This window comes from Pseudomonas silensiensis (assembly GCF_050434865.1).
Taxonomy (GTDB): Bacteria; Pseudomonadota; Gammaproteobacteria; order Pseudomonadales; family Pseudomonadaceae; genus Aquipseudomonas; species Aquipseudomonas fluorescens_W.
Genome location: NZ_JBNDJH010000002.1, coordinates 409466 through 423125, shown reverse-complemented (window position 1 = coordinate 423125; position 13660 = coordinate 409466). Strand labels below are relative to the sequence as shown.

General features: G+C 56.0%; 22 protein-coding genes. 10 read left to right on the top strand and 12 right to left on the bottom strand.

All coding sequences use genetic code 11. The features are described 5' to 3' along the window. Positions 1-341: 341 nt before the first annotated feature. From QF010_RS04620 to QF010_RS04610, 3 genes are read left to right on the top strand one after another with little or no spacing between them, the layout of a single operon-like run. Positions 342-1016, top strand: a complete 675-nt coding sequence (locus QF010_RS04620; protein ID WP_429532496.1) for a hypothetical protein — start codon at positions 342-344, stop codon at positions 1014-1016. Between the two features lie 58 nt (positions 1017-1074). Further along, positions 1075-1335, top strand: coding sequence for a hypothetical protein (locus tag QF010_RS04615; RefSeq protein WP_429532495.1), 261 nt, complete (start codon positions 1075-1077; stop codon positions 1333-1335). A gap of 47 nt (positions 1336-1382) precedes the next feature. Further along, positions 1383-1787, top strand: a complete 405-nt coding sequence (locus QF010_RS04610) for a hypothetical protein (protein ID WP_429380899.1) — start codon at positions 1383-1385, stop codon at positions 1785-1787. Between the two features lie 36 nt (positions 1788-1823). Here QF010_RS04610 and QF010_RS04605 read toward each other — a convergent pair whose 3' ends face one another. The 7 genes from QF010_RS04605 to QF010_RS04575 all read right to left on the bottom strand — a co-directional run bounded on the left by QF010_RS04605 (position 1824) and on the right by QF010_RS04575 (position 6872). Next, the gene (locus QF010_RS04605; protein WP_429380901.1) at positions 1824-2468 is read right to left on the bottom strand and encodes an SOS response-associated peptidase; all 645 of its coding nucleotides are present in this window, start codon (positions 2466-2468) and stop codon (positions 1824-1826) included. A gap of 55 nt (positions 2469-2523) precedes the next feature. Continuing rightward, positions 2524-3825, bottom strand: coding sequence for a phospholipase D-like domain-containing protein (locus tag QF010_RS04600; protein ID WP_429380903.1), 1302 nt, complete (start codon positions 3823-3825; stop codon positions 2524-2526). A gap of 66 nt (positions 3826-3891) precedes the next feature. Next, the gene (locus QF010_RS04595) at positions 3892-4338 is read right to left on the bottom strand and encodes an RES family NAD+ phosphorylase (protein ID WP_429380905.1); all 447 of its coding nucleotides are present in this window, start codon (positions 4336-4338) and stop codon (positions 3892-3894) included. Then, complete coding sequence (locus QF010_RS04590; RefSeq protein WP_429380907.1) at positions 4335-4784, bottom strand: antitoxin Xre/MbcA/ParS toxin-binding domain-containing protein; 450 nt, start codon at positions 4782-4784, stop codon at positions 4335-4337. Before QF010_RS04590 ends, QF010_RS04595 begins: the two co-directional genes overlap by 4 nt. A gap of 114 nt (positions 4785-4898) precedes the next feature. Further along, positions 4899-5678, bottom strand: coding sequence for a hypothetical protein (locus QF010_RS04585; protein ID WP_429532494.1), 780 nt, complete (start codon positions 5676-5678; stop codon positions 4899-4901). 61 nt (positions 5679-5739) lie between these two features. After that, complete coding sequence (locus QF010_RS04580; protein ID WP_429380911.1) at positions 5740-6453, bottom strand: hypothetical protein; 714 nt, start codon at positions 6451-6453, stop codon at positions 5740-5742. Between the two features lie 74 nt (positions 6454-6527). Further along, positions 6528-6872 (bottom strand): DUF3085 domain-containing protein, encoded by a 345-nt coding sequence (locus QF010_RS04575; protein ID WP_429380913.1) that lies wholly within the window; start codon positions 6870-6872, stop codon positions 6528-6530. Positions 6873-7504: 632 nt separating this feature from the next. Here QF010_RS04575 and QF010_RS04570 point away from each other — a divergent pair. The 7 genes from QF010_RS04570 to QF010_RS04540 all read left to right on the top strand — a co-directional run bounded on the left by QF010_RS04570 (position 7505) and on the right by QF010_RS04540 (position 11772). Further along, positions 7505-7774: a hypothetical protein gene (locus QF010_RS04570; RefSeq protein WP_429380915.1), complete on the top strand. Its 270-nt coding sequence runs from the start codon at positions 7505-7507 to the stop codon at positions 7772-7774. After that, positions 7771-8169 (top strand): hypothetical protein, encoded by a 399-nt coding sequence (locus tag QF010_RS04565; RefSeq protein WP_429380917.1) that lies wholly within the window; start codon positions 7771-7773, stop codon positions 8167-8169. The genes QF010_RS04570 and QF010_RS04565 overlap by 4 nt, the downstream gene beginning before the upstream one ends. A gap of 318 nt (positions 8170-8487) precedes the next feature. After that, positions 8488-8757: a hypothetical protein gene (locus tag QF010_RS04560; RefSeq protein WP_429380919.1), complete on the top strand. Its 270-nt coding sequence runs from the start codon at positions 8488-8490 to the stop codon at positions 8755-8757. 109 nt (positions 8758-8866) lie between these two features. Then, on the top strand, positions 8867-9319 hold the full coding sequence (locus tag QF010_RS04555; RefSeq protein WP_429380921.1) for a hypothetical protein: 453 nt from the start codon (positions 8867-8869) through the stop codon (positions 9317-9319). A 366-nt stretch (positions 9320-9685) separates the two neighbouring features. Continuing rightward, a complete protein-coding gene (locus QF010_RS04550) occupies positions 9686-9898 on the top strand; it encodes a hypothetical protein (protein WP_429380923.1) in 213 nt (70 codons plus the stop codon). 93 nt (positions 9899-9991) lie between these two features. Next, the gene (locus QF010_RS04545) at positions 9992-10543 is read left to right on the top strand and encodes a hypothetical protein (RefSeq protein WP_429380925.1); all 552 of its coding nucleotides are present in this window, start codon (positions 9992-9994) and stop codon (positions 10541-10543) included. Continuing rightward, a complete protein-coding gene (locus tag QF010_RS04540) occupies positions 10540-11772 on the top strand; it encodes a hypothetical protein (protein ID WP_429380927.1) in 1233 nt (410 codons plus the stop codon). The genes QF010_RS04545 and QF010_RS04540 overlap by 4 nt, the downstream gene beginning before the upstream one ends. Positions 11773-11802: 30 nt before the next feature. Here QF010_RS04540 and QF010_RS04535 read toward each other — a convergent pair whose 3' ends face one another. From QF010_RS04535 to QF010_RS04515, 5 genes are read right to left on the bottom strand one after another with little or no spacing between them, the layout of a single operon-like run. Then, on the bottom strand, positions 11803-12102 hold the full coding sequence (locus tag QF010_RS04535) for a hypothetical protein (RefSeq protein WP_429380929.1): 300 nt from the start codon (positions 12100-12102) through the stop codon (positions 11803-11805). Between the two features lie 16 nt (positions 12103-12118). Then, positions 12119-12472, bottom strand: coding sequence for a hypothetical protein (locus QF010_RS04530; RefSeq protein ID WP_429380931.1), 354 nt, complete (start codon positions 12470-12472; stop codon positions 12119-12121). After that, the gene (locus QF010_RS04525; protein ID WP_429380933.1) at positions 12472-12834 is read right to left on the bottom strand and encodes a hypothetical protein; all 363 of its coding nucleotides are present in this window, start codon (positions 12832-12834) and stop codon (positions 12472-12474) included. The genes QF010_RS04530 and QF010_RS04525 overlap by 1 nt, the downstream gene beginning before the upstream one ends. A 16-nt stretch (positions 12835-12850) precedes the next feature. Continuing rightward, positions 12851-13114 carry a hypothetical protein gene (locus QF010_RS04520; RefSeq protein ID WP_429380935.1) on the bottom strand — a complete coding sequence of 88 codons (264 nt, stop codon included), beginning with the start codon at positions 13112-13114 and terminating at the stop codon, positions 12851-12853. 5 nt (positions 13115-13119) lie between these two features. Beyond that, positions 13120-13572, bottom strand: coding sequence for a hypothetical protein (locus QF010_RS04515; protein ID WP_429380937.1), 453 nt, complete (start codon positions 13570-13572; stop codon positions 13120-13122). Positions 13573-13660 lie beyond the last annotated feature (88 nt).

The window sequence follows — 13660 nt, the reverse complement described above, 5'->3', positions numbered from 1 at the left end:
GAACTGCGTGTCCTTGAGGATGGATGGCGTGCACTTTCGTTGTGCCAGGACCTCGTCGTTTTGGTCGCAAACGCGGAAAGCAGACCGTTAACCCCTGAAATGCTTCGTGAGTGCTTGAACACTTCTGGTTTTGAAGATGCGACTGAAACCTCACGGCCCTCTGTCTAGAGCACCGGCAGAAAATGAGCGTCACACCTTTTGTTGACTGTTCCACCCTCAACGCTGAATGAACAACAAGGAAAATCATGCGCGGCCTTCTATCTATCGCAATCGCGGCAACTTTCGTTTCAACTCCCATTTTTGCAGCTGGCGGTTCGCACGGCTTTGACGGGTTCGGCGGGGTGTACAAGCACTGGGAACCGGACACCAAAAAAATCTTCACCCTGATCATCGACGGCGATAAAGCCACGTTGAAAGGCCAGGGCCTGACACCGGAACAATCCGAAGGGTTGACGGTTGAGGTGTCCAGCGATGGCCGTACAGCTGTTCTGAAGGACGCCACCGGCAAAAAGGTCGCGGGTTTCAGCCCTGAAGCTGGCGATTACACCTACGGTTCACTGGCAAACGGCGGCTTCGCCAAGGGGTACGGCATCTGGCAGGGCTTTTGGGTGAAGGAAGTGGCGGTGGGCTCCACGGACAGTTGGAGCAACCAGGGTGCCCTCAAGGAAGGCGTTTACCAGCCTGTTGGCTTCAACCTGCAAAACACACAAATGAACATCGCCTACGCGACGCCTGGCAAGTTCACAGACGGTACGTTCCTTCGCATGAGCGCCGATCGTGCGAAAGATGACCGAATGACATTCAGCTTCAGACGTCGGGTTGAAAACAACAAGCTCTTGCTGACGCAGTACAGCGTGGACTACTCGACCACCCCCCTCAAAGAGGTCAAGGGCGTGACAGTGACCTTCGACATGTCCGACCCCATGAAGCTGACGTGTCTGGATTGCGACGTGGTTGATACCAGCTTCCCATCGGTTTGGGTTTTCACCAAGCCGGCCAATGTAGCGTGGAAGTAGGTCATTCGTTTCCAATTGTTGGGCCGCATACGGCCCAACCTGAGCAGGAGTGAACACCGTGATTCAAACCGTAATCAAAACGCCGGAGTCCCACCCGGCTCACCGCACAATTGGTCGTACGTTTCATGCCTGGGACGGTCACCAGTATTACTGCGACTCCTGGGAGTCTGGTCGCGGCTACTGGATGACCCGGGTTGATACTCAGCCTGAAGTCAGTGACGTCGCGCCTTCGGCGTTCCGGCGCAACGTTTCTGAGCAAGCGATCGGACGTAACTTTTACCTGGTCCCCGCCCAGTCAAGGTCGCATACCAGGCACTGACCTGAAACTGGGCCAAGATCTCAAAACTCAATATTAGGACTGAACACATGCTTAAAACTCAGCGTCATTCACACACTCTGCTGATTGCTTTTGCATTCGCGTGCATTTCGACTGCAGCAGCTGCCGCCGAAGAAGTAATCGCCCCTATCCAGGATATCGATCCAGAGGCCGGCCAGGTTGTGTCCCTTGCTAGCGCCGATGGCTGCCGGTATCTCGGCGAACTGTCCAGTCAAGCGGCACCGGAAGCAACCGGGTTCTTCGCGCGCTTGTTCCAAAAGGTAGCGAAAACCTTTGATCAGGAGCCATTGAAGTACTGGATTTTGACCGTTCAGCGTAAGCAATGTGGCAGCGCAAACGTCGTTGAAGCTGTAAACGGAACCATCAGGCTGGGTGAGTTGCCGGAACCCATACCAGCTGGCACCAAGATGAAAGTCACTCTCCAGCCAGGCTAATAGAGGGGTGCCGCGCGGCGTTGTCGCCGGCGTCGACTACTTTGGCTGGGCTTCGGCCCTGAGTCGATCAGCGGGGTACATCCGCAGGAATTCATGGCTTTCTTCCGCCGTGGCATTCAACCAGTCCTTGATTACCCCATTGCTGAGGATCACCACCATTCGTTTCTCATCTTGGGGCTTGTGATAGTTTTTCATGAGCTCGTGGTCGCCGGCCGCAACTGTCAACATCGAGTAGCTGTGCACTATCTCGCCGCTAGGGCTCCGCCATTGCTCCCATAGCCCGGCGATCGACATGACGCCTTCGTCGCTGCGCGTAATCCTGGTCGGTACCGCCTTGCCGCTTCTCCAATCGGGCTCGTAGATCGCTGCGGCCGGTATCACACAGTGCTGTGCCTTCTTCCACGCAGACTTGTATGAGGGTTTGCTGTCGGCAGTTTCTGAACGAACGTTGTACGTGCGCCGGCCCAGGGTTCTGTCCTTGGCCCAGAACGGGAGCAGGCCAAACTGCCCGGTCAGTGCCTCGAACTCGTGGTCGCCGTCATCCATGGATTCCTGTGCGCGGGAACGAATAAAGGGTCCGGTATAGGTTGGCCACAGGTCATTTTTGAAGGGCTGGTCAGGGGTTACGCCGTAGCCGAACAACAGGCGGTCGGCCGTGGGCGCTTCGTAGTGGCTGCACATTTCGGGGCTCTCTCAGCGGTCTGTTCCTAGGATAGACCGCAGGAGGCCCATCCTGTTACCCGTGGTTTTCACGCGGTGTGACGTACAGGATCGGATGCTTGCCGAACTTGGTGACGCTCACATTGACTCGAGTGCCAACCTCTCCAAAGAACGCAGAGGCGCTGACGCCGGCCAACTTCCTTCCTTCCGCATAGGTGAAGCTCTCAGTGGCGCGCTTGCACACGAGCAGCTCAAACTTTGTTTTATTGGCGGCAATCCAGGTTGTCACCTCCCTGGATAATGCCGGGCTGGCTGGTGGTGGCGATGGTAGGTGGCCAGGACGTCTTGGGGGACGAGGAAATTTCGGCCGGCGCGCGGGGAAGGCAGTGACTTCATCGAGCAAGAATGACACCGGTACCGTGCACACCGATTTCTTCCCGTCTAAGAGCTTAACCACTAGGTTGGTGCCGTCAGGCTTCCCTACAAGATCCTTTGGGCGCACCGACAGCACCATGGTCAGGGTAGGGAATTCCTTGACCGTGCCTTGGCCGTATTTGATATTCAATCCGATCCGGGTAATTTGCTTCTCAGCAACCCTGGCCCATCCGAAAGCGTTTGAGTCCAGGAAACATAGGTAGCGCATCCCCTTGCGCAGTTCAATATCGTTCCCGCGCTGGCGCTCCCACGTCAACAGGCTCGCATTGTTATCGATCTTGAGAAATGGGGTGGAGACCACGTCCTTTCTTGTCACCAGTCCGGTCTTCGTCGCACCCGAAGATAGGGCTTTATTCAATTTGGCCCCGATCACCGCCCGGTTTTTCGCTTGCGCCGCCTGGCGCTCCCGGCGCGCGTACTGCTTTGCCGCGGCATCAACTTTCCCCTGATGCTTGTCACACTCTTCCTTGAACTTGCGGTACATCGCCCGGAGCCGCTCGATGTCCTTCTCCATGTCCGCGACCATTGCTGGCGTGATCAGGGTTGCACCCTCAAGCCAGGGCTCAACGATGGCCATTGCTTGTTGGCGCGCCGGTTTATCCCAGAGGTGTACGCTGAGTTCATTGTTGAACTGCCCGCCTCTGGTGAGGTTCTGGCTGCCGACGGTGACGAAGCTGGCGTTGTCGGTCACTAGCTTGGCGTGCAGGCCATCTAGGCGATACACCTGGTGGTCTTTCATTAGCCGCTTGATGTCGTCCAGGGACGATCCGCGGGCAACGAAAACTTCGGCCTCGAAGAGTGTGTAGATCCGGGCGTGGGCTTTGCCTTTGACCAGGTTGAGGGCTACGTCACCTGTGATATACGGCGAGAGGATGGTCAGTGGTTTGGTCGAACGCTTGGCGTCCTGTTTCCAGCGTGGGGAGATTTCGTCATACATGCGCATCGATGGCTTCTTCCTGAAATGCCGCTTGTCCTGGGCTGCCAGCCAATCCCAGGCGTTGGAATGGAATTAGGGTTTCTTGAAAAGTCGATTGTCGAACCTGAATGCCTCGCCCGTGAGTGTGGCCCTCGCTGAATCGACGTGAAGCGGGTTGAAAAGATAGTTGACGGCGTACGGCATGATCGCGCTCGGCACCGGCAGTAGCAGAGAAGGGCAGCCTTTTAAAAAGGTGTCACCTAAGGCCTTGGTGTATTTCATGTCGGCCTCCCAGTCCGGCTTGAGAGATGGTGTCGCACCGATATGGACATCGTCCGGAATCTCGACCCTCAGCAGTTGAAGCGTATCTGGCAGGTCCTCCTGGTCCACTTCTAAATGCACCAGGATCTCAAGCAAGGCCCCGGCCGGCGTGCCAGCCAGATAAACAACAGGCCGACCAGCGTTGTGCCACCGCCCGCCGGCCAGCACGCCACCGCGGCCTGTCAGATCTGCAAAGGCGCTGATACGCCAGAGGATCAAAAAGAATACCCCTCGGCCAGCTGGATGAGCATTTCCTCGACCTGCCTCGTTCCTTGGACGGTGGACAACATTGCCATCGGGCTGCGCCCTGAGAACCGGTCCTTGGGTTTGGACAGCCAGCGTTTAGCCTTTTCATCGTTGCCAAAGACGGCGTCGGCCATGGCCGTGATGTGGGCGGCACGGAACAGGCGATCACTCTCATCAACTGTCAGCTTCTGCTCTTTGGCCACTCGGTTCTTGAGCGTCTTGAGTGGAATGATCTGGTCTCGCTCAAGAGGCGTCATCTCCCCTTGGTCGCAGAGCGACATTAAGCGGCCAGCAGCGAACCCGTCCTGGATGATGTCGTGGATCTCCAGTTCGGATGCGTCGGTGGGGATTTGCAGCAGGGCGTTCAGCCGGATGCGGTACGCACCGTAGGCCGGTTCACGCATGACTTCGGCTAACATGGCCATCTCCTAATTATTCGGCATATGCCGGATATTAGTCGGCATATGCCGATTTGGCGAGTTGTCTTCGACCACCGGTACCCGCCATCGAGAACCGCCACGCCCTGAATACCCTTACTTGGCGGTTACTGGAAGGGCGGCGATGTCTTCCAAATCGGTGATCCTCACGTCAACTTCGCTCATAGTGAGCATGCTCGCTCCGCGGCTCACAGAATTGGTGATTCCAACGATCTTCCCTGAGGGGAGTCGCGAGGTAATCAGGGCGGCCAGTACCTTACGGCTGGCATCGTTGTCGACGACGGCCACATCTCCATTGGATGACTCCAGTTCGAAACCCCGATCGCGCAGGCTCTCGTACCACAAAGCTTTGCGTTCCTTGTCGGTGATCGGGGTCGGAGAGTCAACGAGTGGAAAGTCACCGTACAGATGGCAACACAGCTTTGCTCGGCAACCATAGGACTCGAAAATAACTTCACTCACGTGCCCGAACCCTTCCAGCTCCCACCAGCGGGTCAACTGCTCTTTGAGGCTGCGCAGCGCCAGCAGTGTTGTTGACGGTGTTTGGGCCTGGCCGAGTTGTGCTTCCAATGCACGCACGCGTAGGTTGGCGGTGCGCAGCTTGATGTGGCGCTCCTCAATCGCCGCGGCCGTTTGCGTCTCTACTTTGAGGATGCCTCCCACTTTCTGGATCGTGTGCTCCACACTCCGTAGGGCCATCGCGGCGGTCGCATGGGGAATTTCCCTGCCACTCGCCGCCATCTGCACCAGCATGCTCAGTGTCGAGGCCATGGACTTAACCTCTTTGGCGACTACGGCCTGCTCATCGGCGTTCAAAACAATGTCCGGGAGTGGGGTAGAGGCTGCCGAACTGGCCGATTCAATTCCGATACTCAATGGGGATCTCCAATTTGGGTGGGCGCTTGTGCCTGAAGGTGAATAACACCTCCAGCACGCTTTACTGCTCTAGCGAACTGGATACGCAGAGAGAATTCAGTTCCTGGATTGCGTAGGCCAGCAGTTGCCAGTCAGGCGCTCGCTTGCCAGCAGTCCAGCCGCTGCCGAGTATGTCGGGCCGGACACTCACAACATAACCTCGATCTTCGGCACCCTTGCAGAAAAAGTAAGGAGACCGGAGGGCCTCTGGCTTGTTCAGCATGAACCCCAAGTGGCATGGACGCTGGAGAGCAGGGGACTGACACAGGCGGATATCGATTCCGACCTTTGGGACCGTCAGCGTTTCGCCCCGGCTTCCCAGTTCGAACCCTTCGCAGAGCTCAATTGCGATCAAGAATGTTTGGGACTGGGTGCGCAGAACGAACGATTTGAAGCGATCCTCGTCCGCCATCGCGCACGCGTAGCGCTCGGCACTCCCCAATTCCCATTCGTTGCCATGGGTGTAGCCCTCCTTGACCATCCACTGGTGAAGGGCAATCCACCCCTTGATCTGTGAGCCAACATGGCCGGCGGCTGCGTTGGCCAGGCTCTCAGAAATCACCGTTTCAATAAAGCCACTGGGCTTGGTGAAGGCACTCTGGAGAACGCGGCTCAGGACCTCAGTCAGCAACTGCTCACCTCTGGGACCCGTTGCCCGGGATTCGATCAGCGACAAGACGTCCTGAGTGGTTTGCTGGGTGTTGACACGGTGTGCATCGTATTCAGAGAAGCTCATTGATTTGGCCTTTGGTAAACGTGCCAGATCGCAGCATCGAGCAGTGCCCGGTTGTTTGAGCTGGCACTGACGAATCAGGAAATCATGATGATTTTGATTTGGCGGGTGGTGACCACAACTTCAATAGCGGTCATCGTCGTATCAGCGAGCGTGCTTTTGAGGGATTCGATGTCCTGCATTTCGCTGAAGTCATCACCACCGAACTTGGCGCGCGCAGTGTCGTACCAGTCTTGGTCTTTTTGAGGGTCGCAACCCTTGAAGAAGAAAATCCATTTTTGTTCTTCCGCTGGTCCAGCCAACGCGCCGACATACGCGCCTTGGTTCTTTGCGATAAACCACTGTTTGAGGTTGTGCTTTTCGCAGTGATCAACCAGTTGCTGAACTTGAACGCGGGACAGTTCGATTTTTTGAGTCTTCATGTATTTCTCCAAGGGATTTATCGAAATTCGATGTGGCAATCCTATGGAGTGGTGTCCTGTGCCAGAACCGGCATACGCAACTTTTCGAATCACTTAGATCGTCGGGCCCAGGGGCTATTTAACCACCAGTCAGCCGTCATCCGGCTGCTCTTGAAGGTAAGGCGTGCGGCGTTATGCTGGCGGCTCACAACTCATCTGCCCTTTGGAAATACGAATGCGGACCGAGCACCTCGAACGCTACGCTGCCCGTTTACGAGCTGAGGCGGCCGGGCACTATTCGATAAACGTCGATGTGCCCTATATGAGTGGGCGAAAACGCCGTCAGGCAGGGTTGCCATGGTCATTTGCCGGAGTGCTCACGTACCGGGCGCAGCGGTTGGCTCGCTTGGGGTATGTAGACGCTGCGCGGGGTTTGCCGGTACGACCGGAGTCTGAGGCTTGGCCATACACTGATCATTGATTGTAGGGCAACAGCTTCGCCTGGAGCACCTAATCGAGGTGCTGGCTTGTGAAGCCCGGTGTTGGGAAGTAAAGGTAGAATGATCCACTCATCCCCCGGATGTACCCGACGCCCACAGGGAAGCCTGAAACACCAGTCGCCCTGAAACCTAACAGCTGCAGGAAGGAACCCAATGGAATCCGATTCTGACTTTTTAACTAATTGGAAGCCCTGGGAGACCTGTCGGTTTAATGGTCAGGTGTTCATCATCAAGTTCGACAATCCGCTGGTCACCGGGGAATTTTGCCCAGCGAATATGGATGATCCTTTGTTTAAGGACCCTGACAAGGTAAACCCCGGGGCGCTTCAAGCAATCAAAGACATGCTCGATCAGAGTTACGCGAAATACCTCGGTACCCGACCAACCGTTAACCCACTTTCAGAAACGAGGGGTGAATCATGATCTATCGTGCGGTCGCAAGTTCTACGGCTTCCAATTGGAAGGACCGTAAAGCAATGGAGCGCGTCGTATTCTTTGAAGCGCCGAGCCGGCCAGAGGCCCGTCGATTGTTAAGGGAACTGCTGGTAGCGATTTGGGAGGTCAGTCCCGACTCCATCGAGTACTACAACCTGGATGACGAAAACGATCTGTTCGCTAACTCAATGGGTGGTGAGGAAACCGGCGATCTTCGGTTGTTTGAATGTGGTGTGGCATGTGGGCAAGCGATGTACACCGGCGGCGTCGGTCATCCCTTGATGCTTCTGGATCGGAGCCTTGACCGGGTGATGACTGCTTACCTTTCTTTGCCCCATCGCGGCGAGGCCGGTTTGCGCAAATACCTTGGCAAGATCGACTAGCCAGATAAGCCCAGCTGATGAACAAATTAGTGAAAGGAAATCATGATTATTCGACCTGAAACGCTCAGCGAAGCGGAATGCGCGTTGGTGTTGCAACACCGAGCCCGTCAAGCCTCGAAAACTCGTCGGTTTGTTAGGTATCTCGCAAGCGCTGCGACCCTCGGTACTGCAGTTCTCATAGCCATACTTTGGGTTCAAAGCGCAGAGTTACAAAGCGAGTTACTACGCGATGGGTACCCCGGTGACATTCCTGCACCCCTGTCCTGGATTGTCGCTGTCATCCTTGGCGGAAAAAATTAACGGGCTTTGGAAAGTCGTATGGACAAATTGATAGAACTTGCCGTTGTGGGATTCAGCATTTTGATTGTGATGCTGATTGCCTGGCCTTTCTTGAAGAAAGGGGCACAGTCAGATGAAGAACTGGCTGATCGTAGGAAAACACTTTGGCAAGGTGGGCTTATCTGCTGGATAGGAGCCGTCGTTTTGGTTCAGGTTGTTGGCCATCTGCGTCAGGAAAAAGAGTCGATCGACCGGAATAATGAAAACCGCATGCAGCAGATCAATGAGCAATATCGGCAACAGAATTGACCCGGGCCCTGAGCGGCTAACTGCACACCTCGGCCCTTGATTGGGCTTTTGGTAGAATCTCATCACCAGGGTGCGACATTCGCGTCCGCGATTTGCAGGTAGACCTCAAATGAACAAACCAGAACTCCCTGATCGCATCAAAGCCAAGCTCACAATCGAACTGGATTTCGCCAGGGAAGATCAGCCAATGATTGGTCAAGTGTTGCTGAACATCATCGACTGCCTTGGGATTTCAAGCTCAGGTAGCGGCTCCCACACCAGGCAAAGCCACTACAGCTACAAACTGGAGTCGAACCTTCCTTCCGAGCCTATGACGATGGATCACCTGCTAGACATGGCTGATGAGGCCTGCGAGCCAGGTGAACCGACCGCCAGGGAGCGAATCGCTGAATCCATGCACCCGGACTACGAAGAGGCAGACGCCTGGTGGGAAGGTCTGACCGAATCCCAAAAGGAGTGGTTTATCAACAAGTATCCCGGAACGAAATTGGTGACTGTGGCCTGGGCAACGCACAAACAGATGGATTTTGCCGACCGGGTCATTTTTCAGGCCCTAGAGTAAGGCCGCTCCAGCCCCGATGAGACACGACCTGAGTTCGCCGCGTTGATTGACACCCATTTCCGCTTCCACTTACCGATAGGGATTTTATGAGCCGACTTGACACCACAGCCTTAAACTTTGCTTCCATGCTCCTTGGGTTCGCCATTTACTTCACGGTCGCAGACCAAGGCAATTCGGCGTTCGTGGTCATGAGCAGCTTTATCACCCTTGCCTTTTCTGGGATGAATGGGTTCTATTTTGTCAGGGGAGCATTGCTGTATCTCCGAGAGGGTGAGCCGGAAAAAGTTACTGAAGGCACTGAGCCTCGAGCTGAATAGGTCAGCCTCGGACTGACTTTTGACATCCGCATTTACGAGGGATTGCTACATGGCCACCATCGCCGAGATTCGTCAAATGCTCGTCCGCGGCGAGACCGTCAGTTTGCAGCGACGGTATGTCGCTGCGGTATTGGAGGGATTGGCAGCTGATCCGCAAGGAACCGAGGTATACCGCGTGACGCCCCGACCTGGGCGAATGAGCGACATCGTTCTTGAGCCGCAGGTGCGAATCATTTCCGACCTTCAGAAACAGGGGTACTGAGTCGGATCTTACCTGTGGTTCGTCAATTGTGGCCGCGTGGGGGCATAACCGCCGGGTATAATCGCCAGATCGATTAAAGAGCCCAGACCTCCAATGTCTTCTGCCCCTGCTGATTCTCTTCACCTGTCCTTCCCTGAAGCGCCAGCGTTGTCGGCCACCGTCGAATACATGTCCCGCGTGCTGACAGCAGATGGGTACCCGGTGACCTCTTCCCGACGGCTTCAGCTGCTGCAAGATCTGCCATCCAAAGAGTCGAGCGGGATGCTGCTGGAGCACTTGCCGGCGGCGCTGGCTGATCCGGATCTGCCTTTACACCCGCTTTGCATGCTGCCTCTGTTCCTCGCTTGGTTTCCACTGGTTGGGAATGAGTTGGGATTGTCGCCGGTGCCTGGTAGCCACCCTAACAGCTGGCTGCCCAGTGCCATGACGCACACTCAAAGCATGGTCACAGAATGGATGAGTTACATCCGGCTCGTTGCGGCTGAGTTGAAGCGGGTAGCGGCCGCTGAGCTCGGGGTTTCAACCGGTGAGCCTTCCTCGCTTGCGGGTGCGACTGGTGTGAGTTTAAACCAGCTGGAAACGCGGCTTCAGTTCCTACGGTCTGGCCTGACGGTCGCTGATTCGAGCAAGGAGCTGGCGCGATGATTACCGACGTCCGCATGGACGATTTCCCCCAGATCTACTCGGACCTGGTCCACCATTTTGACCGCAAGCCTTGGATGAAGACTGTGGAGAATCTTCAGTACCAGGTGAAAGCCAACTCGCTCATGGAAGACTGGATACTCCGGGTTTATATGATCGCCTACGGTTTGGTCGAGTTCGACAAGTTCGGCCTTGGGGCGGCGTACGGGCCGAAATGGGAGTCGGTTAAGCACGCCATGGGCTTTGCCGCGCAGGTTTTGGCAATACTGGATGTCTCCACACCCGACAATGCTCGCAAAGCCATAGCGCGCGTAGATGGTGCTTTACGTAAGCCAGACACGATGCGCGGGATCGAGTTTGAATTCAGCATCGCCACCCACTTAAGTCGTTTGGGGTGTTCCATTGAGTGGCGGGAGGAAGACAAGCCCGGCAAGAACTTCGACATGCTGGTCGACGTGCCCGGAATCGGGTTGGTCGATTTCGAGTGCAAGACGTTCGATTCCGATACGGGCGAAGCCATCCATGAAGACACCGCCCTGGAATTCATCAATCGCTTGATGCCTTGGGCCTTGAAGGCCCTTCCTGATCTCCCGCAGCACTTTTATGGCATCTCGATCACTATGGAGAGTGCCATTCCCTCCAATGTATCTGACCAGGCACAGTTGGCGCTTGCCGTTGGAGAGGCCCTCGCGCGTACTGATCATCATTTGGATGGGGTTTGTCGGATTGATTTGCAGGGCGGCGACATTAGCAAGCTGCCCGCCGGCATGGAGGATGAGGCGCTCAGATCCCTCTCAAATTTCTTGCTGGGTGACCATCCGTCCCACCAGGTCATCACTGAACTGCCTGACGGCAGCCATTTGGCCATCCGGGTTGGGTGTGTGATCCCAAGCACTCTTGATAAACAGATGAAGAAAAAAGCCAAGCAAGCCGTCCGCAAGCAGATGACTGGCGAACGCCCGGGTTGTTTGGTGATGCGTGTTGAGCGCCATTCGGCTGAGGATCTAAAGGCCGAAGCGGGTGCCGAGGAAAACGACTTGTTCAATCTGGCCAAGTATCTGTTTGAGCATGCCGAGCATCCCCACTTAGCCGGAGTTGTGTTCGTGAGCGCGCCGGCCTTCACTCGTTTGAGTCCAACCAGTGAAAGCGGTCAAAGTTGTACCTACGCATTCGACAGTCTGTGGGGCCGATATCCGAACCTCGGCTTTCAGCGACTATTCATTGGTCGTTGAGTTGTTCGCCTGGCCGGCAGGTGAGTCCGGTTAAAGCCCGGCTTCTTTCACTTTTTCCCAGTCGATGCCAACTGTCCTCGGTACGTTTGGCGGGAAGTAGCAGACCACGGTGCCTTTGGCAGACAGCTCATGGCATGCACCGCCGGCATTTTGGCCATCAGCGATCAAGCCTGCAGCCTTGTCCTGGTGCACGCCTTGAAATTCTTCCCAACGCTCGGGGGTGGGTTGGTCAATTTTGACGGTCGTGACCTCAACCGGGATATCAATTCGCTGAGCCCCTTGGGCAAAGCCTGATACCAGGACTAGCGCGATTACACCTTTCAACTTCATTGCCTGCTCCGCTTTTTTACTGTTTCACTGACGGTGCGAACTCGCGCAGGACCTGGGCAAAGCGCGAAAGCTCATCCTTTTCCGGGTCACTGAGGGTGGCAGGCTTTGGGGAGGCGGCGACCTCGATTGCCGCGCAGGCTGAGAGGGCGATCAATGAACCCATTGCACCGGCCAGTTGCGCCACGGCAGTGGCCGCGCGCTCCAACTCTGCATCGGCACTGACCGATTCGCCGGCGACGATTTTCTCCAGGATGTTGGCTGCTGTGAGCAAACCCTCTGCATCGATTGGTGGGAGGGTTTGAGGATGAATCACATCGACGGTGCGGGTGCCGGTGTCAAGGATCAGGCCTTCGTGCTTCGTGGGGGACATTAAGCTTCTACCTTCGAAAAAGGGTCTTTAAGTTTGATGGTCGCGATATTTTCACGGTGGACGCGCACAGGCTCCCGGGCCTGGCCATGTTCGTCAATTGAACCGTCGGGTCCATAAACAACCACGGAACCCGCGTGATACTCATTGACGGCACTGACGTGGAACACCGAACCATCCTTAAGCGTCACGATGTAGTCCTGGTACGCGTTGGGGTTAAATACCTTTCCGCAACCCCTACCGCAGAAATTGGCCGATTGGCCCGATGGGGTAACTCTCGGGGTGTGGAACCCAAAACGACAGGTCAGGGCGCGATGAAGGTCAATATAACGTTCACGGCCGAGGATAAGCTCCAGCAGATTCATGCTGCTTCCTTTTGTTTTACTGGCTGGCGGCCAGGCTGGGCAACTGCCAGGTGTGAGCTTCGCTGCAGGTTGCAATCATGCCGCTTGGCAGAGCCTTCACACTCTCCGCGCTACAGGAACCCTGCATCTCTGCATTGTCCCTGGCCTGGGCAGCATCATGCTGTTCACGAAGTGCCGTGGTCACCGCTTCTGGGTCCCGGAGATGCTCGGGTAACTGTTTCGAGGCCAACCATAGGTAACCAATCCCAAGGCCGAGTAAGGCGCCCAGGACGGCGCTCATGAACTTCATTTTCCTTCGGTCGCGTCGATTGCTGCCTGCAGCATGGTTTTGACCAATGGTAGGTTGGCCACGAACGCATCTGCGTCGGCATTGCCCTGGATCAGGCCGGTCTCAATCAACGACTGCATAGCAGCCTTCACCATCACGTCAGTCACGAGTGAAGGCAGCGGCCGCGCCTGGTCATTGAGCTCAGGGGCGATCTTGAAGGCAGCTTCTCGGCGCTCAATGGGATAAACCTCGCCAGCTTCTGAGGCTGCGATCACCTCGGCACCGTGGATGCCAATGTCCGAGCCGTCGGCGAAGATGAGGTGCAGAGAGCGACGCGGGTCGGATAGGTCGGAGGACTTGCGATGGCTTACCGCCGCCGCCACTTGGCCTTCCGGTACCGCGACAACGTGAGTAGCCCGGAATTGCGCGAGAACGGTTTCCGCGATCGAGGGCGATGCTGGCTGCGACATTTTAAATCCTCAGGTGAACTGCGAATATTCGTGCACTGGTACCGCCGCTGCTGGCGCTGGAACCTTGTGCTGCAAAGCTTCATTGGTA